Origin of the sequence: Virgibacillus sp. CM-4, assembly GCF_000445495.1 — a bacterium.
Classification (GTDB): Bacteria; Bacillota; Bacilli; order Bacillales; family Amphibacillaceae; genus Virgibacillus; species Virgibacillus salexigens.
The window spans coordinates 39,656-58,985 of record NZ_AUQA01000002.1 but is presented as its reverse complement, the minus strand read 5'-3'; the positions used below and the strand labels follow the sequence as shown (position 1 = coordinate 58,985).

26 protein-coding genes are annotated in these 19,330 nt (G+C 35.9%); 15 read left to right on the top strand and 11 right to left on the bottom strand.

Features of this window, described 5'->3' with window-relative positions; all coding sequences use genetic code 11:
- Positions 1–36: 36 nt before the first annotated feature.
- A complete protein-coding gene (locus M948_RS24185; protein ID WP_021288924.1) occupies positions 37–306 on the bottom strand; it encodes an SAV0927 family protein in 270 nt (89 codons plus the stop codon).
- Positions 307–419: 113 nt separating this feature from the next.
- Between M948_RS24185 and M948_RS24180 the strand changes: the two genes are divergently transcribed.
- Positions 420–860: a DUF86 domain-containing protein gene (locus tag M948_RS24180; RefSeq protein WP_021288923.1), complete on the top strand. Its 441-nt coding sequence runs from the start codon at positions 420–422 to the stop codon at positions 858–860.
- Positions 861–946: 86 nt separating this feature from the next.
- A complete protein-coding gene (locus M948_RS24175) occupies positions 947–1,726 on the top strand; it encodes a TIGR01457 family HAD-type hydrolase (protein WP_021288922.1) in 780 nt (259 codons plus the stop codon).
- Between the two features lie 59 nt (positions 1,727–1,785).
- On the opposite strand, the gene M948_RS24170 is transcribed toward M948_RS24175, so the two are convergent.
- On the bottom strand, positions 1,786–2,298 hold the full coding sequence (locus tag M948_RS24170; RefSeq protein WP_021288921.1) for a phosphatidylglycerophosphatase A family protein: 513 nt from the start codon (positions 2,296–2,298) through the stop codon (positions 1,786–1,788).
- Between the two features lie 92 nt (positions 2,299–2,390).
- On the opposite strand from M948_RS24170, the gene M948_RS24165 reads away from it, so the two are divergent.
- Together M948_RS24165 and M948_RS24160 are read left to right on the top strand one after the other, a co-directional pair.
- Entirely contained in the window at positions 2,391–3,359 is a 969-nt protein-coding gene (locus M948_RS24165; RefSeq protein WP_021288920.1) for a hypothetical protein, read from the top strand.
- Positions 3,360–3,385: 26 nt separating this feature from the next.
- Positions 3,386–4,351 (top strand): 2-hydroxyacid dehydrogenase, encoded by a 966-nt coding sequence (locus tag M948_RS24160; RefSeq protein WP_021288919.1) that lies wholly within the window; start codon positions 3,386–3,388, stop codon positions 4,349–4,351.
- Positions 4,352–4,445: 94 nt separating this feature from the next.
- Here M948_RS24160 and M948_RS24155 read toward each other — a convergent pair whose 3' ends face one another.
- Positions 4,446–4,673: a NifU family protein gene (locus tag M948_RS24155; protein ID WP_021288918.1), complete on the bottom strand. Its 228-nt coding sequence runs from the start codon at positions 4,671–4,673 to the stop codon at positions 4,446–4,448.
- 144 nt (positions 4,674–4,817) lie between these two features.
- Here M948_RS24155 and M948_RS24150 point away from each other — a divergent pair, with 144 nt between their 5' ends.
- The 3 genes from M948_RS24150 (at position 4,818) to M948_RS24140 (ending at position 6,454) form a co-directional block, all read left to right on the top strand.
- Complete coding sequence (locus tag M948_RS24150; RefSeq protein ID WP_021288917.1) at positions 4,818–5,144, top strand: YuzD family protein; 327 nt, start codon at positions 4,818–4,820, stop codon at positions 5,142–5,144.
- A gap of 19 nt (positions 5,145–5,163) precedes the next feature.
- Complete coding sequence (gene dapF / locus M948_RS24145) at positions 5,164–6,021, top strand: diaminopimelate epimerase (RefSeq protein ID WP_021288916.1); 858 nt, start codon at positions 5,164–5,166, stop codon at positions 6,019–6,021.
- A gap of 76 nt (positions 6,022–6,097) precedes the next feature.
- Entirely contained in the window at positions 6,098–6,454 is a 357-nt protein-coding gene (locus tag M948_RS24140) for a HesB/IscA family protein (protein WP_021288915.1), read from the top strand.
- A gap of 60 nt (positions 6,455–6,514) precedes the next feature.
- Here M948_RS24140 and M948_RS24135 read toward each other — a convergent pair whose 3' ends face one another.
- The gene (locus tag M948_RS24135; RefSeq protein ID WP_021288914.1) at positions 6,515–7,501 is read right to left on the bottom strand and encodes an NAD(P)/FAD-dependent oxidoreductase; all 987 of its coding nucleotides are present in this window, start codon (positions 7,499–7,501) and stop codon (positions 6,515–6,517) included.
- Positions 7,502–7,886: 385 nt separating this feature from the next.
- On the opposite strand from M948_RS24135, the gene M948_RS24130 reads away from it, so the two are divergent.
- From M948_RS24130 to M948_RS24120, 3 genes are all read left to right on the top strand, one after another.
- Positions 7,887–9,104, top strand: a complete 1,218-nt coding sequence (locus M948_RS24130) for an NAD(P)/FAD-dependent oxidoreductase (protein WP_021288913.1) — start codon at positions 7,887–7,889, stop codon at positions 9,102–9,104.
- 188 nt (positions 9,105–9,292) lie between these two features.
- Positions 9,293–9,604, top strand: a complete 312-nt coding sequence (locus M948_RS24125) for a YuiB family protein (RefSeq protein WP_021288912.1) — start codon at positions 9,293–9,295, stop codon at positions 9,602–9,604.
- Between the two features lie 59 nt (positions 9,605–9,663).
- On the top strand, positions 9,664–10,362 hold the full coding sequence (locus M948_RS24120) for a 3D domain-containing protein (protein WP_021288911.1): 699 nt from the start codon (positions 9,664–9,666) through the stop codon (positions 10,360–10,362).
- 48 nt (positions 10,363–10,410) lie between these two features.
- On the opposite strand, the gene M948_RS24115 is transcribed toward M948_RS24120, so the two are convergent.
- The 3 genes from M948_RS24115 to deoD all read right to left on the bottom strand — a co-directional run bounded on the left by M948_RS24115 (position 10,411) and on the right by deoD (position 12,754).
- Positions 10,411–10,887: a divergent PAP2 family protein gene (locus M948_RS24115; protein WP_021288910.1), complete on the bottom strand. Its 477-nt coding sequence runs from the start codon at positions 10,885–10,887 to the stop codon at positions 10,411–10,413.
- Between the two features lie 131 nt (positions 10,888–11,018).
- Positions 11,019–11,612: a biotin transporter BioY gene (locus M948_RS24110; RefSeq protein ID WP_021288909.1), complete on the bottom strand. Its 594-nt coding sequence runs from the start codon at positions 11,610–11,612 to the stop codon at positions 11,019–11,021.
- A gap of 434 nt (positions 11,613–12,046) precedes the next feature.
- A complete protein-coding gene (gene deoD / locus M948_RS24105; RefSeq protein ID WP_021288908.1) occupies positions 12,047–12,754 on the bottom strand; it encodes a purine-nucleoside phosphorylase in 708 nt (235 codons plus the stop codon).
- A gap of 265 nt (positions 12,755–13,019) precedes the next feature.
- Between deoD and M948_RS24100 the strand changes: the two genes are divergently transcribed.
- Positions 13,020–13,283: a phosphocarrier protein HPr gene (locus M948_RS24100; protein WP_021288907.1), complete on the top strand. Its 264-nt coding sequence runs from the start codon at positions 13,020–13,022 to the stop codon at positions 13,281–13,283.
- 107 nt (positions 13,284–13,390) lie between these two features.
- Entirely contained in the window at positions 13,391–14,230 is an 840-nt protein-coding gene (locus M948_RS24095; RefSeq protein WP_021288906.1) for an SDR family oxidoreductase, read from the top strand.
- Between the two features lie 74 nt (positions 14,231–14,304).
- Here M948_RS24095 and kapB read toward each other — a convergent pair whose 3' ends face one another.
- A complete protein-coding gene (gene kapB, locus M948_RS24090; protein ID WP_021288905.1) occupies positions 14,305–14,685 on the bottom strand; it encodes a sporulation phosphorelay system protein KapB in 381 nt (126 codons plus the stop codon).
- A gap of 115 nt (positions 14,686–14,800) precedes the next feature.
- Here kapB and M948_RS24085 point away from each other — a divergent pair, with 115 nt between their 5' ends.
- Positions 14,801–14,992 carry a hypothetical protein gene (locus M948_RS24085; RefSeq protein ID WP_306465025.1) on the top strand — a complete coding sequence of 64 codons (192 nt, stop codon included), beginning with the start codon at positions 14,801–14,803 and terminating at the stop codon, positions 14,990–14,992.
- Between the two features lie 119 nt (positions 14,993–15,111).
- Complete coding sequence (locus M948_RS24080; protein ID WP_021288903.1) at positions 15,112–15,696, top strand: superoxide dismutase family protein; 585 nt, start codon at positions 15,112–15,114, stop codon at positions 15,694–15,696.
- A gap of 26 nt (positions 15,697–15,722) precedes the next feature.
- On the opposite strand, the gene M948_RS24075 is transcribed toward M948_RS24080, so the two are convergent.
- On the bottom strand, positions 15,723–16,892 hold the full coding sequence (locus M948_RS24075) for a MalY/PatB family protein (RefSeq protein ID WP_021288902.1): 1,170 nt from the start codon (positions 16,890–16,892) through the stop codon (positions 15,723–15,725).
- A gap of 195 nt (positions 16,893–17,087) precedes the next feature.
- A complete protein-coding gene (locus M948_RS24070) occupies positions 17,088–18,434 on the bottom strand; it encodes a glucose-6-phosphate isomerase (RefSeq protein WP_021288901.1) in 1,347 nt (448 codons plus the stop codon).
- A 167-nt stretch (positions 18,435–18,601) separates the two neighbouring features.
- On the opposite strand from M948_RS24070, the gene M948_RS24065 reads away from it, so the two are divergent.
- Positions 18,602–18,841 carry a DUF378 domain-containing protein gene (locus M948_RS24065; protein WP_021288900.1) on the top strand — a complete coding sequence of 80 codons (240 nt, stop codon included), beginning with the start codon at positions 18,602–18,604 and terminating at the stop codon, positions 18,839–18,841.
- Positions 18,842–18,886: 45 nt separating this feature from the next.
- Here M948_RS24065 and yugI read toward each other — a convergent pair whose 3' ends face one another.
- A complete protein-coding gene (gene yugI / locus M948_RS24060) occupies positions 18,887–19,261 on the bottom strand; it encodes a S1 domain-containing post-transcriptional regulator GSP13 (RefSeq protein WP_021288899.1) in 375 nt (124 codons plus the stop codon).
- Positions 19,262–19,330 lie beyond the last annotated feature (69 nt).

Here is a 19,330-nt window from a genome sequence, read left to right as displayed (position 1 = left end):
TTCTCCTTATCTGCCAATTTTAAATTGGAGTAACAATCAAAGTACTTCTTTGAGAAAATTTCTGATCTCATCTGCTTCCATATTTGTTTCTTGGAAGATATGTTCAATTCTCCCTCTATCCTGTAAATCCTCCTTCGTTATTTCGGTAAACCGATTTTTTCTAAGGTTAATGATAATGGTTTTATTTGGGCATTCTTCACTCTGGATAAATGCAAAATCATAACGCTGTAAATTGCCCATAAAGCTAATATAGCGTACTTCCTTGGTTATGGTTTCATCTTTAATTAGTTCATAGTTCGTACTCATCATTTCCCTCTTTTCCGAATATTGACATTTTCCTTTACTATACCATGTTCTACTCAAAAATCCCATATGATATGGTATGATAAATAATGTATTCCATTTTGGAGGTTTGTTACATGTATTTTGTAGAAAGAAGTAAGATAGAACAGACACTTGAATACTTAGATCAATTGTTGGATGTATTGAAGATGAATGATCCAGATACATTGATTGACAAATTAGGGTTAGAAAGAGCTGTGCATATAGTAATAGAATGTACAATAGATGTTGGAAATATGATGATCGATGGTTTTATTATGCGCGATCCTGGTAGTTATGATGATATTATTGACATCTTAATCGATGAAAAAGTTCTTCCATTACAGGAAGAAACTCCGTATAAACAGTTAATTCAGCTTAGAAAGATGTTGATGTCCTCTTATCATGCTGTGGATCATCGACAGCTGCAACAAATTGTACAACGTAATTATCATATCTATAAGCAGTTCTCTAGTCATGTAAGAACCTATTTGGATAATGAGCTAGGTGTAGCAAACGCCTTTTCAAATGAATCATGATAACGATAAAAATCGTTGTTTTAATAGAAGACAGATGACAATATTTATCTGTCTTCTATTATGTTCAACAAGAAAGAAGGGTTACGATGACAAAATCATACCATGGTTACTTAATTGATCTAGATGGGACAATGTATAAGGGGGAGGAACCAATTGAAGCTGCTGCTGATTTCGTTGCTGCTTTAAATGCAAAACAAATCCCTTATGTGTATGTCACTAATAATTCTTCAAAAACCCAAGAAGCTGTTGCTGAAAAACTCACGTATATGGGAATTACCGCTAATAAGGATCAAGTTGTTACTACAAGTATTGCAACAGCTAATTATATTAAAGCACAAAAACATAATGCAAGTTGTTATGTTATTGGGGAAGAAGGAATTCATCAAGCTATTCAGAAGAAGGGGCTTACAATAACAGAAAATGAAGATTGTGACTTTGTAGTTATTGGAATTGACAGAGATATTACCTATGAGAAATTAGCAAAAGCCAGTATAGCAGTACGTAATGGCGCAACGTTCATCTCTACAAATGGGGATGTGGCAATCCCGAATGAACGAGGATTACTTCCTGGGAATGGAGCTCTAACATCCGTTATTGCAAGGAGTACCGGCATAGATCCGATTTTTATCGGAAAACCTGAATCGATTATTATCGAAGAAGCTTTGAACGTCTTAGATTTAGAAAAGGAAGAGGTAGTAATGGTTGGTGACAATTACAATACGGATATACGAGCAGGAATTGATGCTGGTATTGACACATTGATGGTATTTACTGGCGTTACTCCTTTTGAGGCATATGCAAGTTTAGAGAAAGCACCAACTTATTTTGTTCATCAATTAGATGAGTGGATAAAAAATATAGAATAGCAGGAAAGATTTCTTCCTGCTATTTTTATATACCTATATTTATTGTATTTATGTTTATTTTATTCCTCGATTAAAATATCTTCTCCTGTAGAGTGTGCAAGTCTACTTGAAGCAGCTGCAGCTATTGCTCCTACAATATCATCTAGGAAAGTATGACATTCGCCTGTTGATTTATCATTTAGTTTCTTTAAAATTCCAGGTTTCTGTTTATCAATATATCCATAATTCGTAAATCCAATAGAACCATAAACGTTAACGATGGATAAAGCAATAATCTCATCAACGCCATATAAGCTTTCATCCGTATCGATGGTTTTCTGAAGAGGCTGTTCCAATTGTTTCTTTTCTGCTAATACATCTAATTGGATACCGGTTACGATAGCATTTTGTACTTCTCGCTTCGTTAATACACGGTCGACGTTATGTCTACATACATCGAGCGTTAAATGATCATGATACTTTGATTGTAAATAATAAACAAGCTCTGCAATATCATCTAATGTAACTCCACGTTCGGTGAGCCACTGTCTTGCTTTCACTTCTAATTCACTGTGAATGGTTTTTCGTTCCATCTTGTATATCTTCCTCTCTCTTTTTCAATTTAAGTTAAAAATGGATGCTCTCTTACATATAAATATAATATATGCCCAAAGGAGGGATCTTTTTGCCTATTCCAGACTGGCTTTACGAAAACTATAATATTCAGCCAGAAGAAAAAAGGTGGGTCGATGGAAAAGAATGTTTTAAATCTGGAGAATATGTTTATTTTACCATTTCTATTGATAACAATGAAGTTATTCATATGGAACAGGCAGTTGTGGCTTATTATTTAGCTGAAGACTATTATGTGCATATGGCAGTTCCTATACAAAATCACCAAGGGGAGTGGTTCACACCTTTTCAGGACGCCATGTATATGGTGATTCAAGGCAAGCTTACTACACGAGAGTTTGACATATCAGATGGGAAGCTTTTAGCTGAATTTCATCAAATTGGAAATGCTTATCAATATGAGCCTAAAGCAATTTCCAGCTATGGACAGTGGAAAGAGCTTTGGATAGCTAAAGTTAATAGCATGGAAGAGAAATTAGCACAAGAAGCAAGGATAAGCCCCTCTGCATATAATCAGCTTGTCATGGATGTATTACCTTATATTATTGGCATCAGTGAAAATGCCATTCAGTATATTCGTGAAAGTGAACAAGAACAACGGTATTACGAAGTTGATCAAGGTACAGTTGCTTTTCGAAGGTATGCTAACCAATTAATTCAGCCAATTATGTGGCCAATGGAATTAGTGTATGATCATCCTGCTAGAGATATTTCTGAATTTATTCGACAACAACTGCTAGCTAATGTACCGCCAGCTAATATCACTCGATTCTTAAATGATTACCAGGCAATTCGTTCTCTATCTGTATTTAGTTGGCGATTAGTGTATGCAAGGTTGTTGTTTCCAATTCATCTTTTTGACTTTCTAGAAAGGAACTTAATAGAAGCGAATAGTAGTGCTGAGCAATTTAAACAATTATTACAGCTCCAATCCGAATATGAACAGAAATTAGGTGATTTTTATAACAGCGTAGACATTGATTGTGAACTCTTACAGATACCTGTGTTACACTGGCTATAAGGTATGCTAGTAATGGAGGTTATAAGATGAAAAAACCGCTGATCTATATTACACGTAAAATCCCTAATCAATTCATAGCTCCATATGCGGAACAATTTGAATTTAAATGTTGGGAGCACGAGAATGAACCTGTTCCAAGATCCGTTTTATTAGAACAAGTAAAAGAGGCTGATGCCCTATTATGTATGTTAAGTGAAGATGTTAATGAAGATTTAATGAAAGCTGCACCCCATTTGAAAATAATAGCGAATCTAGCAGTAGGGTTTGATAATATTGACATTGCTGCTGCTGAATCCAGAAGAATAGTTGTAACCAATACACCAGACGTATTAACTGAAACAACTGCTGACTTAGGCTTTGCCTTACTTATGGCCACAGCACGTCGGTTAATAGAAGCAAGTGACTTTGTAAGGAGAAATGAATGGGAAAATTGGGCTCCCTACTTATTAGCAGGCACAGACATTCATCAGAAAACGATAGGTATTGTTGGGATGGGGAGAATTGGCCAAGCTATTGCTAGAAGAGCAAAAGGGTTTGGAATGGATATTCTCTATTACAATCGTTCTCGAAAATATCAAGAAGAAGTAGAACTTTCAGCACGTTATGTGGATTTTCATACGTTACTAAAGCAAGCAGATTTTGTGATTTCCGTCGTGCCGTTAACAAAGGAAACAGCTGAATTATTTAATGCGCAGGCTTTTCAACAAATGAAAAATACAGGAATATTTATTAATATATCCAGAGGAGCAGTGGTAAATGAAGAGGCGTTAATACATGCGCTGAAAACAAAACAGATTATGGCTGCAGGATTGGATGTTTTTGCAGAAGAACCAATTCGCTCTGATCACCCCTTAGTCAATTTAGACAATGTTGTTGCACTTCCTCATATTGGGTCTGCGAGTACAGAGACAAGAACAAAAATGTGGAAATTATGTTTAGAAAATGTAATAGCGGTATTAGAGGGAGAAGACCCTAAAACCCCAATAACGTAAACAAAGAAGGCTTATGAATAAGCCTTCTTTGTTTAAGAAAAACAATGGTTATAACTGTTTGACACTATATCATCAGTGCTTCATGTCTAGTATCTTAAAACACCTGCTCGATTTCCGTTACCCCTGGAACTTCTGCCATTAAGGCACGCTCAATTCCTGCCTTTAATGTTATGGTAGAGCTAGGGCAGTTTCCACACGCACCCATCAGACGAAGAAGTACAATGCCGTTTTCATCTACATCAACTAATTCCACATCGCCACCGTCACGTAGCAAGAATGGACGTAATTTATTTAACACTTCTTGTACCTGTTCTTGCATCATCCATCTTCTCCTTTCTTACTATCTATTATAAAACGAACACTTTAAAAAATCTATGGTCTTATTGAAAACGATAATCATTTTTATTTTATCTTTTGATGATGATTTTGTAAAATAAAAGATATCCATAAAGGGGGAAGTAAGGGTATGAATGAAATTAGGGTTACGGTTTATGGAGCGGAACAAATTTGTGCTAGTTGTGTTGGTGCACCGGGCTCACGTGATACCTTTGAATGGTTGCAAGCAGCCATAAATAGGAAGTATGTCGCGGATACGGTCTGGTTTGAATATATTGATATTGATCAACCTCCAAACGTGGAAAAACATCAATTATTTATTCAACAAATGGTGGAAGAAGAATTACTTTACCCGATTGTTTTAATTAATGATGAAATGGTCGCAGAAGGTATTCCAAGGCTGAAACCAATTTATCAAGCATTGGATAGCCATGGATTGCAACTTCAGAAAAAATAGAAGAAATGAGGAACCGAGGATGAAGTTCTCTTTTACTAAAATGCACGGATTAGGAAATAGTTATGTATATGTTGACTTATTTCAAGAGATAATGGACGAATCCAAGCTGTCTGCCATTGCCCGACAAGTATCGAGTATAAATACGGGAATCGGATCGGATGGATTAATCTTAATTCAGCCTAGTGAGCAAGCAGATCTAGGGATGAGAATATTTAACAAGGATGGTTCAGAAGGCCAGAGTTGCGGTAATGGACTGCGATGTGTAGCAAAATATGCTTATGAACAAGGAATTGTACAATCTAAGCAATTTACAATAGAAACAAAAGCGAATATTGTTGATGCTAAGGTAGCTGTAGAAAATTCCTGTGTTGAGCTAGTAACAATTAATATGGGTAAGCCTATTCTCCAACGGAATTTAATCCCCATGGTAGGAGCGTTAACAGAGCAGGTTATTGCTGAACCATTTACTGTTAATGGCATACAGTTGAATGTGACGGCTGTTTCAATGGGGAATCCACACGCAATATTTTTCGTCGACAAATTAAAAGAGACGGACGTATTGGAGATAGGACCATTGATTGAGAAGGATGATCGTTTTCCAGATGGTGTAAATGTTGAATTTATTGAAGTTGTTTCCCCTACAGAAATAAATTTTAGTGTTTGGGAACGAGGTTCTGGAGTAACACAAGCTTGTGGGACTGGTGCTTGCGCATCAGTGGTAGCCGCAATATTAACTAATCAAGTAAGCAAAAATGAAGAAATTACCGTACATTTACCTGGAGGAGATTTATATATTAAGTGGGATAATCATGATTATGTATGGATGACAGGAGATGCAGAAACAATCGCTACTGGTGTATATTATGCAAGTATCTAAAAATCAAAAAGTTGAATCAACTCTATTTACTTTGTATACTTAAGAGTAATCAGTTTAGGAAAAGGGGGTCCATGATATGTCTATTACAATAACCGATCATGCAAGGCAGCAGATTCAAGTCATGATGAAGGAAGAGTCCGAAGGGGCGTATTTACGCTTCGGTGTAAAAGGCGGAGGATGCAGTGGATTATCCTATTCACTTGGATTTGAATACGATATTAATCAAGAATTGGACACAACAGAAGTGATTAATGGTATACCTGTTGTATTAAATAACCAAGATATTCCAATTATTGAAGGAACAACCATTGATTTTAAACAGAATATGATGGGCGGGGGATTTAGTATTGATAATCCAAATGCCATTATTTCTTGTGGCTGTGGTTCCTCATTTAGAACAAAGGATAAAGCAGGCGTTCCAGGTGATTGCTAGATAGTAACAAATAAAGCTGAAGCAGATAGTAGCTTCAGCTTTTTTCAATATATACTTCATTTAAAACATGCTTGTAGAGTGTTTGGGTTGAATTCTAGCTTTTGGATCAATATATTGTTTCGCATTATTTATCGCTGTTGGCCCTTCTCCAAAACCAGTTGCTATTAAGTTAACTTTGCCGTCATACGTACATATATCTCCAGCTGCATAGATACCAGGAATGTTCGTTTCCATTTTTGAATTAACTACAATACTATTTCTCTCAATTTCTAGACCCCAATCCTTAATTGGACCAAGAGTAGAAACGAATCCATAATTACATAGCACGGCATCGACGTCTAATTCTATTTTGCGATCTCCGTTCACTTCCTCTAAGATAACTTGTTCAATTTTATCGCCAGCATTTATTTCAGAAGGAACAAATGGAGTAAGAATTTCGACATTCGATGCATGCAACTTCTCAACACTATGTTCATGTGCTCTGAATTTATCTCTACGGTGAACAAGCGTGACACTCTCAGCAATTGGTTCTAGCATTAGTGCCCAGTCAACAGCTGAATCTCCTCCACCTAATAAGACTACATTTTGGTCTTTGTATTGATTCATATCTTTCACATGATAATGAAGGTTTATATTCTCAAACTTTTCGCAATCTCCAATGTTCAATCGGCGTGGTTGAAATGCGCCATTTCCAGCAGTAATAATCATAGTCTTTGTATAATGTACTTCATTTTTATTAGAAGTTAATTTCAGCGTTCCATCTTCAAGACGTTCAACTTGTTCAATGGCCTGTTCTAAAACGATTTCCGGATCAAATATATTAGCTTGTTCCTCTAAATTATCAATTAGCTCTTGTGCTCTAACTTTGGGAAATCCGGCAACATCATATATATATTTCTCTGGATATAAAGCAGTTAACTGCCCTCCAGTATGTGGTAAACTTTCAATGACTTTTACACTTGCCTGGCGCATGCCTCCATAAAAAGCCGTGAATAATCCTACTGGCCCTGCACCTATGATTGTCACATCATATACCTCATTCGACACAATGATCCCCTCCACTTCTATATAGTTTATCTACGCCACTTTTTATACTATCATATCTAGACCACAATAGAATATTAATGTACTCGCTTCATATGAAATTTATAATTAGGAATAATTTAATAATTCGGTAAACTGTGGATTGGGTTGAAATATAATTGAAAAAAGGCTACTATATTCAAGGAAGATATTACGATTATGTGACAAATTATTGAATCATGATATGGTTCGGCTAAATCGGTTGGAACGTGGAAAAATACTGGATTTTTGTATTCTTTCATCTAACGCTTGACCATAAAAGCTTGGCATTTAGCCAAGTTTTTCTTATGACTAGTTCGTGAAATATGTCACAAGCACACAAAATAGTAAATTATTGGAAGTGATGACGTTGAATAAACCAAATATTGTGATCTTAGGTGCTGGTTATGGCGGAATGATGACAACGGTTAAATTGCAAAAGTCACTAGGTAGCAATGAAGCGAATATAACATTAGTTAATATGAATGATTATCATTACCAAACAACATGGTTACACGAAAATGCAGCTGGGACACTGCACCATGACCGAACGCGAATTCAAATTAATTCTGTCATTGATATTAATAAAGTAAACTTTATTAAGGACAAGGTTATTTCTGTAAAACCAGAAGAAAAACTAGTTAAAATGGAAAATAATCAATTACATTATGATATTCTAGTTATTGGACTAGGCTTTGAAGCAGCGACATTTGGTATTCCAGGTCTTGCAGAAAATGCTTTCACCATTGGAGACATTAATCGTGCCCGCCTTATACGTGAACATATCGATTATAATTTTGCTTTATATCATAACGAAAACACAAAAAAACAAGCCCGACTTAATATTGTCGTGGGTGGTGGAGGATTTACTGGTGTTGAATTTTTAGGGGAACTTGCGGATCGTATCCCAGAACTATGTAAAGAATACGATATTGATAAGAATTTAGTTCGCATTATTAATATTGAAGGATCGCCAACTATATTACCAGGATTTGACCCACAGCTTGTTGAATATGCAATGAATTCGCTTGAATCACGTGGAGTAGAATTTATTACGGGTGCTTTATTGAAAGAATGTACAGCTACAAGTGTCGTATATGAAAAAAATGGAAAAGAAGTAGAAATTCCAACCTTAACAACAGTATGGGCCGCAGGCGTAAGAGCGAACTCTATCATTGAAAAATCAGGATTTCAAAATAATCGAGGAAAAATAGAAGTTCAAGCTGACATGCGGACGCCTGAGTATAGTGACGTTTTTGTTATTGGCGATTGTGCACTGATTATGAATGAGGAAAGCGGCAAACCATATCCGCCCACTGCACAAATTGCAATTCAACAATCGGATATTGTTGCACATAATGTTAAAGCACTCATTCATAATACAAAGATGGAAACGTTTGAACCGAACATCTTAGGTACAGTTGCTTCTTTGGGAAGTAATGACGCAATTGGTGTTATATTAAATAACCAAAAATTACTGGGATGGAAAGCTACTGTAATGAAAAAGATCATTGATAATCGCTATCTTTGGAAATTAGGTGGCTTCGGTTTATTAATGAAAAAGGGGAAATTTAATATTTTTTATTAAATCACCATATTATCAAAGTTTTAGCTATGGTGTGACAATTTTTTGACTATTCATGTAAAAGAATGAAGAAGCAAAGGCATGTACTGTCTTTGCTTTTTATATAAATTCCTTTAAAATGGAGAAGGATATGATGGCAAGGAAACTGGAAAAAATTAGATAACTAGAGTACCTGAAGGGAGACACCCAATTTGATTCAATTAGTCGTATCTATTTTATTATATTTTGTAATCTTTTTTGGTATCGCATTTATATTGAATATGCTATTAAGAAGGACATGGTTAATGGCTTTCTTATATCCAATTGTAGTGTTAATGATTGTTGATAATATTTCTACGTGGGAGTACTTTAAAGCGCCGGTAGAAGCGTTTTCGGAAGCGTTTTCTAGATTAATGCAAATTACACCAGTAGACATCGGGATATTAGCAGCAGGGTTTGCAGGAACGATTGTATCGGGCTTCGTTATAAAACTACTTCGAAAAAGTGGATATCAAATGTTTTAATAGAATGATGAATAAAATTTTGTAGATTGGAAATGATGACATCCAGAGAGGTGTTATACATGAAAATTAAAAATTTTATTCGTAGGACAAGTTTATTTCTCTTAGCAATCTTTGCGTTTCTTACAACAATTACATCGATAAGCAATGTATCCTTTGCAGACATGAAAGTTTGGTCAAATGGGCAAACACCTGCAATTGAGGCAGTAACTAATGGTTCAAATCAAGGTAATCCAATGCGTCAGACGAAGTTGGAAAACAAGGGATTAAATGTGAAGAAAGAAGAGAAGCGTTATATTTCTAGTGAACAGATTAAGGCACCCGAGTCATTGGCTGAAGCAGTAAATTATCAGCAATACCCAAGTGCTAATGTGATAGCTACTGGTTATACTGCAGGTGTGGAATCAACTGGAAAATCACCAAATCATCCAGAATACGGAATTACATTTTCTGGTGTTAAAGTAACACGAGACTTGTATTCTACTATTGCTGCTGATTTAAGTGTTTATCCTATCGGAACGATTTTATTTATTCCCGATTATGGATTTGGAGTTGTTGCTGATAAAGGTAGTGCAATTACTGGTAATAAGATTGATCTTTATTATGACACTGTTGAGGATGTTTATCAGCAATGGGGAAAGAAGGAACTGGAAGTTTATATTGTTGAGAAAGGGAACGGTAATTTAACAGAGGAAAACTTAAAGCAATTGAATGAGAATAAAGCATTACAAGTATTTAGACAAGAAATTACAGATAGCTAATGAAATAAAACGGGAGACGATTTGATGTAGATCGTATCCCGTTTTTATTTAATATATAAATTCATGTAGAATAAATGCAATTGCTATACCTACCAAGCCACCAAAAAAAACTTCAATGGGTTGATGCCCTAATAATTCCTTTAATTCTTTTCTTTTTTCATTGCCTTCTTTATTCGGCCACTCTTTGGCTCCGTCGACAAATACTTGAAAATCTCTAATTAATTTATTAAGTACAATGGCTTGCTCTCCAGCTTGACGTCGAACGCCTGTTGCATCGAACATAATGATAATACTGAAAACACAAGAGATGGCAAAAAAACTTGAAGTTACACCTTCTACAATACCTAGCCCTGTTGTTAAGGCTGCTACGGCTGCAGAATGACTACTAGGCATTCCTCCTGTACTGAAGGCCAAGTTCGGTTTGAATTCTCTTGTTACAATAAGGGAAATAGGGATTTTTACTACTTGCGCAAAAATAATTGCAATAAATGCTGCCCATAATGGGTAATTTTGAAATAATTCCATCTGTGTCGATCATCCTTTCTAAGGAAAGTGTATCCTTTGCAACAAGACAATATGCATCATTTATCCTTAATGCTATATTATCATATGGATGGAAGACACATAGGCGGAACCTGCAAGTAGAGTTACTGCACTTAACCTGCTTTTGCTTGCTTGAACTGTGGGATACGGGTGGCAATACGGACCATGAATATCGCTGCTAAACCAGCAAAAGCAATATCTTTAATAAGAAACGGAATCATCCCTCCCCAAGCTAGGTAATAGGAAATGGGAACTCCCATCCATGTATTCAATGCGATGTACATATAAGTAACACCAATTCCATAGTTAATTAAGGTACCAATAATTGCAGCTACTAAATAATATGGAAAAATTCTTCTTTGAGGCTTATCAATGATCATTCCTGTAAAATATGCAATAAATACAAAGGAAATGATAAACCCACCTGTTGGAGTTAGAAATGCCATTGGTCCAGCAGAAAGACCGGAAAATACAGGGACACCAGCTAACCCGATTAGAATATATGCAATCATGGAAATACTTCCTAATCTTTTACCCAACATTAGACCAGCTAAAACAGCAAAAAATGTTTGTAAAGATAGGGGGACACTTGTCCCGCCAATAGGGATGGCAAGCATAGGAAACCATACAGTGATATTTGCACCTATCGCCATTAAAACAACAAAAATAGCTCCATATGTAAGATCGATTGTTCGTAATTCTTTCATGTTTAACATCCTCCTCTATTAAATTGATCATAATTTGATAAGTTCATTTTGTCAACCGATAAAATATTATGGTTGACAAATAAATTCCAGAAATATGAAAATAGATAATAGAAATAAATTGTATTAGGGTCGAAGGACGAGAGTATGGGGGGTTGATTTTGAAATAAGTTTACCAATATACAAGATGTATTCAGACTTAACATTCGTTTTAAGTAGTAAATTACTACGGAAAGGAACTGAAGACTATGTATTCATAATCATAGCAATATAAAATAGGCATGCCTTCTGCGGCGGATCTAGCATGTGTCCGAAAATTCATTCGAGTATAGCAGAGGTCGTACCGCCGAAAAACATGTCCTATTTCATGTTGCGTTAATTATCTGGCTGCAACGTTATTCGTTTTCAATATAACTCGGTCACCTTTTATAACTCTTCTATTTAATGGCTGCTTCTAAAGCGATCTCCATCATATCATTAAACGTCGTTTGCCTTTCTTCAGCGGTTGTTTCTTCACCGGTTAATATGTGGTCAGAAACCGTAAGTACAGAAAGAGCTTGGCGATCAAATTTTGCGGCAAGTGTATAAAGAGCCGTTGTTTCCATTTCAATTGCAAGTACTTTATAAGCAGCTAATTTTTCATTTACTTCTCTGGCATTATCTCTATAGAAAGTATCACTCGTAAAAACATTTCCAACACGTAAATGGAGCCCTTTATCTAATCCAGCATCATAAGCATTCTTTAATAAGTCGAAGTCAGCAAGTGGAGCATAATCGATGCCGCCAAAGACCATTCGATTTATCTGCGAATCGGTTGTAGAACCTTGGGCTAAGATAACGTCTCGAACATTTACGTCTTTTTGGATAGCCCCACATGTACCTACGCGAATAAGTTTTTTTACATCATAACTTTGAATCAATTCATTAACATAAATGGAGATAGATGGGACGCCCATCCCTGTTCCTTGAACAGATACACGTTCTCCTTTATATGTACCTGTATACCCATACATCCCACGAACATGATTATACTGGATAGGGTTTTCTAAAAAAGTTTCTGCAATAAATTGTGCCCGAAGTGGGTCTCCTGGTAATAATATTTTATCAGCAATTGCGCCTTGTTCTGCACCTATATGTACACTCATAAAAATTCCTCCTTATAGATCAATACAATGTACAGCATAACGTTATCATAAGCAAAATGGAAAGACAAATTGTTATCTTTAAACGCTATTTGTCGAACCAGTTCTATTAGAAATAATTTCTCATATAAAAAATATGCCTTTTTTGTTTCAAAAAAGCGTATTATTGTATATAATATTAATAGTTCAGTTTTTCACTAAACAATTCTAGAAACATTGTACGTGTAATATGTACATAGGATAATATCTTTTGGAAGGATGAATTAGGATGAAAGAACAAACGTTTACAATTACAGCAGATACCGGAGTCCATGCACGTCCGGCAACACTTCTGGTAAATAAAGCAGGGCAATTTGAGTCAGAAGTAGAAATAGCTTACAATGATAAAACAGTAAACTTAAAATCAATTATGGGTGTTATGTCTCTTGGCATTCCAAAGGGTGCTGAAATTAAAATTACGACAAACGGTCCAGATGAAGAAGAAGCACTTAATGGAGTGGAAGAAGTAATTAAAGAACATCTCGGAGAGTAATAGAGATCCTTTAGAAACTGTCAGTATTTATGCTGACGGTTTTTTATTTATATTTTTAAGGATGGATCGTTCATGTTATGGTGAATTCAGAGGAAGGAGAGGTGGTCATGAGAACAAAAACGGCGATGGTTACAGGAGCAAATTCGGGAATGGGGTTAGCCACAGCTATTGAGCTTGCGAAGCAAGGGGCGCATGTTATTATGGTTTGCAGAAACCAACATAGAGGAGAAGAGGCTCTGTATCAAGTAAGCAAGAAAAGTGGATCAAAGTCTATATCTTTAATGCTATGCGATCTAGGCAGTTTTTCAAGTATACAACGCTTCGCAAAATCGTTTGAGGGTCAATTTAATCAGTTAGATGTGTTAATTAATAATGCTGGTGTTGTTACGATTAAACGGCAAACGACCATAAATGGGTATGAAATGATGCTAGGGGTTAATTATTTGGGGCATTTCTTATTAACTATTCTGCTCCTTGATTCTATAAAAAAATCTTCTGATGGAAGAATCATTAATATATCGTCAGGTGCTCATAAAATAGGGAAGATTGATATTCGTTATCCAAATTTAAGTAAGTCGTATAATCCAGCAACGGCTTATGGACGATCAAAGCTATTAAATATTTTGTTTACGAAAGAATTACAAAGGCGTGAACCAGAGCTAGCTGTGTTTGCACTTCACCCTGGAGCGGTTGCAACAAATCTTGGAGTAGATCGTAACTCAGGTTTTGGCGAAAAGGTATATTCGTATCTACACCCCTTCTTTCTAAGCCCAAGTCAAGGGTCGGAAACGGCAGTTTTTTTAGCTACCAATGAAACAATACCTTCAAAAAAAGGGAATTATTTCTATCGGAAGCAAGTTGCTCCAACAGCAAAAACAGCAAAAGATGAGGTTTTAGCCAAACAGGTATGGGAATGGGGAATGAATCAAGTAAAACTGTATATTTGATAATCCATTTCAAACATAAACTTAAAGCCACATTTCATCATAATAGGTGAAATGTGGCTTTAACCTAAGGGCTTCTATTTAAAATATGTTTGTTCTAGCTGCTGTAAGCATTTCATTGCAGCTTGATTATAAGTAGTTTCTTCTTTGGTTAACTTTTCTTTATAGTCATTAACCGCTTGCCTCAAGGATTGTTTATAATCAGGAATCAACTCAGAATGAGGATGAACCGCAGGTTTTTTTACATTCATTTTTTCATGGTAAGCCAGCGCTTTCCGTTCGTGAAAGAAAACGCCTTCTGTTTGATGTGGGTTATGCAAATCACCTTGCATGGGATGTTTCTTAACTGCTAATACTTCGATAACATAGCGGTCTCCTTTGTCAGCGATTGCTTTTCCTATATATGTCCCTGATTTATAATGAGCTTTAACGGTATCTCCTAACTGTACTTCTGGCATGTCAATCGTCCCTCCTTATTATTATTGTGCCAAAAATGTAACAGTTTGGCGAATATTTTTTATTAGCCGTTTCGATATCCTAACGAGTTTGATATACTGATCGTGAAGGAAGTGAATGCGAATGATGCCTTTTCTCTATTTTCCAGAGGACAAGACAGAATACATACCGGCTGTAATAACCTTAATTATCTTTATGATTGCCGCCAGTATTGTCATGTATTTATTTTATAAAAAATCAAAAAAAGATGAGAAAAAATTTGATGAGCAATATAACAAAAAGATTAAAGAATCGAAAGAGAATAGTTAACGCCCGAAGTCTCCTGAACAAGGAGACTTTTTATGTTTGACTTTGAAAAAGAAGGAATCCACGAATCGTTTCGCACTTCTCGGAGAACATAAGGGAAAAGAGCTAAAAGGAGTAGTCGTATGCGTTGGGTAATTGTATCTATTGTTCTTATTTTGATGACAGCTTGTCAGCAGGAGGATCCGAAGAGTCGGAAAGTGGAAATGTATAATGCATCAGGAGATATGGTTGGGACAGCTAGCTTCAATGAACAATCAGATGGGGTAAATGTAAAATTAAAGTTAGAAGGTTTAGAACCAGGTTTTCATGGAATCCACATACATGAATACGCTAAGTGTGAAGGTCCTGATTTTAAATCCGCAGGAAATCATTTTAATCCAACCGGAGCTGAGCACGGCTTAATGCATCCAGAAGGCTCCCATCTTGGCGATTTACCAAATATTGAAGCAGATGCCGGAGGACTAGTGGATGCTGACCTTATGCTACCACAGACAACATTATTGGATGGAAAGAACTCTTTGATAAAAGGGGATGGTACTTCCATAATCGTTACACAAGACGAAGATGATGGGATGAGTCAACCTGGAGGGAACTCAGGACAACGAATTCTTTGTGGCAAATTGACTAAATCTGAAGCTGAAGATGAGGATAGAGAAGGGGAGTCGCCAACAGACCCTACTCAGTATAATGACAAACAAGAAGAGTAAGGAGGCGAAAGCAGCCTCCTTCATTTTTATCTGTTTTGAACAGCTGATAGAATTCGTTTGACACCTTCTTCTAAAGTTGGTCTTGGACAAGCAATGTTAATTCGCATAAACGTGGCACCTTCTTGTCCATAATCTACACCTGTGTTCAATCCGACTCTTGCTTGATTTATCATAAATTCTTTCAATTCACGATGATCCATATTTAAGGCACTACAATCTATCCAAAGCAAATAAGTTCCTTCTGAATCAATTACTTTTAATTCAGAAGTATGCGTTTCAAACATTTCTTTGACATAATCTTTATGGCTTTTTAAAACATGACGTAATTCATCTAGCCATGCTTCCCCATAAGTGTATGCAGCTTCTAGTGCAGTGTTACCCATAGTATTTAAGCCGTTTACACCTTGTTTTGATAGTTGTGTTTCTAATTGGTCACGCTTTAATTTATCGGGCGTAACAATATAAGATGCTTGTAGTCCAGCTAAATTAAACGTTTTAGATGGAGACATACATGTTACCGTCTGCTGAGCAATTTGGTCAGATAATGACGCAATTGGAACATGCACTTCTTCAGGAAATGTTAGATCCCCATGAATTTCATCCGAGATGATGATGGTGTTATATTTTAAGCATAAATGTGCTAACTCAGCTAATTCAGTCTTTTTCCAAACTCGACCAACCGGATTATGCGGTGAACATAGGATGAATGCTTTTACACCTTGCTTTAGCTTCTCTTCAAAGTCTTCAAAGTCAATTTCGTAATAGTTATCCTTATAAACAAGCGGATTTTTGACGACATTTCTTTCATGACTCTCTATCACTTTATAAAACGGGGTATAAACTGGAGTTTGAATTAAGATATTATCTCCAGGGTTAGTAAAAGCTTGAACTGCCATATGTAGACTTGTTACAACACCAGGACTAAAAGAAAGCCAGTTTGCTTTAATATCCCACCCATGCCGGCGGCTAATCCAATCAACAATCGTTTTTTTTACGGTATCATCGACGATGGTATATCCATAAATCCCGTGTTTTGCTCGTTCAATTAATGCATTATTCACTCCTTCTGGAGCTTGAAAATCCATATCTGCTACCCACATTGGCAGCACATCCTCTGTTTGAAAAACAGGTTTTAGCATATCCCATTTCACAGATTTTGTATTTTTTCTATCATGTTGCAAATCAAAAATTCCCATTAGTGCCCTCCTAATTAGTTATTTGTTATAGTATAACATTTCTTGCCTCTATCCTCTTGCAATAAATTCGAGAAAAAAGCAATAAAAAAAGCAAAGCGATTATCGCTTTGCCTACAGGGGGAATACGAGAAAGTCTTACATTTTATAGCATACCCCAAATTTAGAAATATAAACCTTAATTGGAAACTATTTTAATTATAATCGATTTTCAAGTTGCTTTTTCTCATCTTCATAACCTGGTTTTCCAAGCAATGCAAACATATTTTTCTTATATGCTTCTACTCCAGGTTGATCGAAAGGGTTAACCCCAAGTAAGTATCCACTTATTGCACAAGCTTTTTCAAAGAAGTATACCAAATAACCAAATGTATATGCATCCAGCTTTGGAATTTCGACTACTAGATTAGGAACATCTCCATCCGTATGGGCTAATAGTGTACCTTGAAAAGCTTTATCATTTATTTCATGAAGTGTTTTTCCGGCAAGGTAATTAAGGCCATCTGCATTTTCACCATCTTCTTCTATTGTAATATTGTATTTTGATTGGTTAACATGCAGGATGGTCTCAAATATATTTCGGCGTCCTTCTTGGACATATTGCCCCAGTGAATGTAAATCAGTTGAAAAATTAGCAGAAGATGGATAAATTCCTTTATTATCTTTGCCTTCGCTTTCACCAAATAACTGTTTCCACCATTCAGCAAAGTATTGCAAGCTTGGCTCATAATTAATGAGCATCTCGGTTGTTTTTCCTTTATTGTATAAAATATTACGTACTGCTGCATATTGATAACTCGGATTGTGCTGTAAAGAGGGTTCGTCTAAATCTTGCATTGCTTGATGAGCACCTGACATCATTTCATCAATTGAAATACCACTTACTGCAATAGGCAATAAGCCAACAGCAGTTAATACAGAATATCTTCCACCAACAGCATCAGGAATTACGAATGTCTCATATCCAGCCTGATCAGCAGTATTTTTCAAAGCGCCTTTTTCTTTATCAGTAGTTGCGAAGATTCGTTCATTAGCTTGTTCTTCACCATATTTTTCTTCCAACATTTTTTTGAAGATACGAAAAGCGATGGCTGGTTCCGTAGTTGTTCCGCTTTTTGAAATAACATTAATAGAAAAGTCTTTATCTTGTAAGATATCTTGCAATTCGCGTATATATGTAGAACTCATATGATGTCCCACAAAGATAATATGGGGGCTATTTAATTCGTCTGCAGATAGATAACTTTGAAAAGAATGATTCAACATTTCTAATGCTGCCCGTGCACCTAAATAAGAGCCACCAATACCTATTACTAATAGGATATCTGAGTTATTTCGGATTTTTTCTGCACTTTCCTTTACTCGATTAAATTCTTCCTTGTTATACGTTTCTGGTAAATCAATCCATCCTAAGTAATCATTGCCTACTCCTGTTTTCTCATGAAGGGATTGATGTGCAGCTTCTACCGCACTTTGTAGATTATTAATTTCCTGTTCATGAAGAAACGGAAGTGCTTTTTTATAATTAAACGATACATGACTCATAAGCTTATCCTCCTATATAAAAATGGAAACATTTCTATCTCTAGTAATAAATACTACACTATTCACTTTACCCAAGACATGTTGGGAAATCAAGAAAGACAACTACATATTTTGCTGATAATGGTAAAAGCTATAGTAGAAATGAATGATAAAAGGAGGATAAACTCATGAATGGATTACAGCGAACAGCTTTGGCTATAACGATTATTGGCGCAGTGAATTGGGGCTTAATTGGTTTATTTCAATTTGATTTAGTGGCAGCCATTTTTGGAGGATCACAAAGTGCAGCTATTGCTCGAGTAGTTTATACATTAGTTGGAATTAGTGGCCTTTGTTTACTGCCATTGTTATTTAAAACGGACGAAGCGTTTGCGGATCAACGGGATCCTAAACGTGTGGATAGTTAATCACTAAAAAAGGCAAACTCGATGAATAAGGAGTTTGCCTTTACTTTAATTTTTAGCGTTACCTTCAGATTGTTTAATCCACTCTTCAAGCTTGTCTTTAAGTGTATTAAATCCAGTTGATTCGTTGCTCTGTTGTTTCGTTGGTGCTTGTTTTGGTTTCTCCTGTTTTTGGGAAGCCTCTTCCGTTGCACGAATAGATAAAGAAATCTTGTTATTTTCTTCATCAATCTGAAGAATTTTTACCTTTACGTTATCACCAATAGATAAATGATCGTTAATATCTTTTACATATCCATGTGTCACTTCAGAAATATGCACAAGTCCTTGGATTTCTTCATTTAGGGCAACAAAGGCACCGTATGGCTGAATTCCAGTTACTTTTCCTTCTAAAATTTGACCGTTCTCAAAATTGCTTGTCATGCTGAACAACTCCTATATCATTATTCGGTTCATTTTACACAATAAAATATTTTAGCATAATAATTAGGA

Bases quoted from the DNA above. Each gene is read 5' to 3' on its own strand.
- M948_RS24110 (WP_021288909.1), bottom strand. From the start codon at position 11,612: ATGAAAGAATTACGAACAATCGATCTTACATATGGAGCTATTTTTGTT.
- M948_RS24115 (WP_021288910.1), bottom strand. From the start codon at position 10,887: ATGGAATTATTTCAAAATTACCCATTATGGGCAGCATTTATTGCAATT.
- M948_RS24185 (WP_021288924.1), bottom strand. From the start codon at position 306: ATGAGTACGAACTATGAACTAATTAAAGATGAAACCATAACCAAGGAA.
- M948_RS24175 (WP_021288922.1), top strand. From the start codon at position 947: ATGACAAAATCATACCATGGTTACTTAATTGATCTAGATGGGACAATG.
- M948_RS24160 (WP_021288919.1), top strand. From the start codon at position 3,386: ATGAAAAAACCGCTGATCTATATTACACGTAAAATCCCTAATCAATTC.
- yugI (WP_021288899.1), bottom strand. From the start codon at position 19,261: ATGACAAGCAATTTTGAGAACGGTCAAATTTTAGAAGGAAAAGTAACT.
- M948_RS24095 (WP_021288906.1), top strand. From the start codon at position 13,391: ATGAGAACAAAAACGGCGATGGTTACAGGAGCAAATTCGGGAATGGGG.
- M948_RS24180 (WP_021288923.1), top strand. From the start codon at position 420: ATGTATTTTGTAGAAAGAAGTAAGATAGAACAGACACTTGAATACTTA.
- M948_RS24065 (WP_021288900.1), top strand. From the start codon at position 18,602: ATGAATGGATTACAGCGAACAGCTTTGGCTATAACGATTATTGGCGCA.
- M948_RS24120 (WP_021288911.1), top strand. From the start codon at position 9,664: ATGAAAATTAAAAATTTTATTCGTAGGACAAGTTTATTTCTCTTAGCA.
- M948_RS24140 (WP_021288915.1), top strand. From the start codon at position 6,098: ATGTCTATTACAATAACCGATCATGCAAGGCAGCAGATTCAAGTCATG.
- M948_RS24080 (WP_021288903.1), top strand. From the start codon at position 15,112: ATGCGTTGGGTAATTGTATCTATTGTTCTTATTTTGATGACAGCTTGT.
- M948_RS24170 (WP_021288921.1), bottom strand. From the start codon at position 2,298: ATGGAACGAAAAACCATTCACAGTGAATTAGAAGTGAAAGCAAGACAG.
- M948_RS24075 (WP_021288902.1), bottom strand. From the start codon at position 16,892: ATGGGAATTTTTGATTTGCAACATGATAGAAAAAATACAAAATCTGTG.
- M948_RS24070 (WP_021288901.1), bottom strand. From the start codon at position 18,434: ATGAGTCATGTATCGTTTAATTATAAAAAAGCACTTCCGTTTCTTCAT.
- M948_RS24100 (WP_021288907.1), top strand. From the start codon at position 13,020: ATGAAAGAACAAACGTTTACAATTACAGCAGATACCGGAGTCCATGCA.
- deoD (WP_021288908.1), bottom strand. From the start codon at position 12,754: ATGAGTGTACATATAGGTGCAGAACAAGGCGCAATTGCTGATAAAATA.
- M948_RS24085 (WP_306465025.1), top strand. From the start codon at position 14,801: ATGCGAATGATGCCTTTTCTCTATTTTCCAGAGGACAAGACAGAATAC.
- dapF (WP_021288916.1), top strand. From the start codon at position 5,164: ATGAAGTTCTCTTTTACTAAAATGCACGGATTAGGAAATAGTTATGTA.
- M948_RS24155 (WP_021288918.1), bottom strand. From the start codon at position 4,673: ATGATGCAAGAACAGGTACAAGAAGTGTTAAATAAATTACGTCCATTC.
- kapB (WP_021288905.1), bottom strand. From the start codon at position 14,685: ATGCCAGAAGTACAGTTAGGAGATACCGTTAAAGCTCATTATAAATCA.
- M948_RS24150 (WP_021288917.1), top strand. From the start codon at position 4,818: ATGAATGAAATTAGGGTTACGGTTTATGGAGCGGAACAAATTTGTGCT.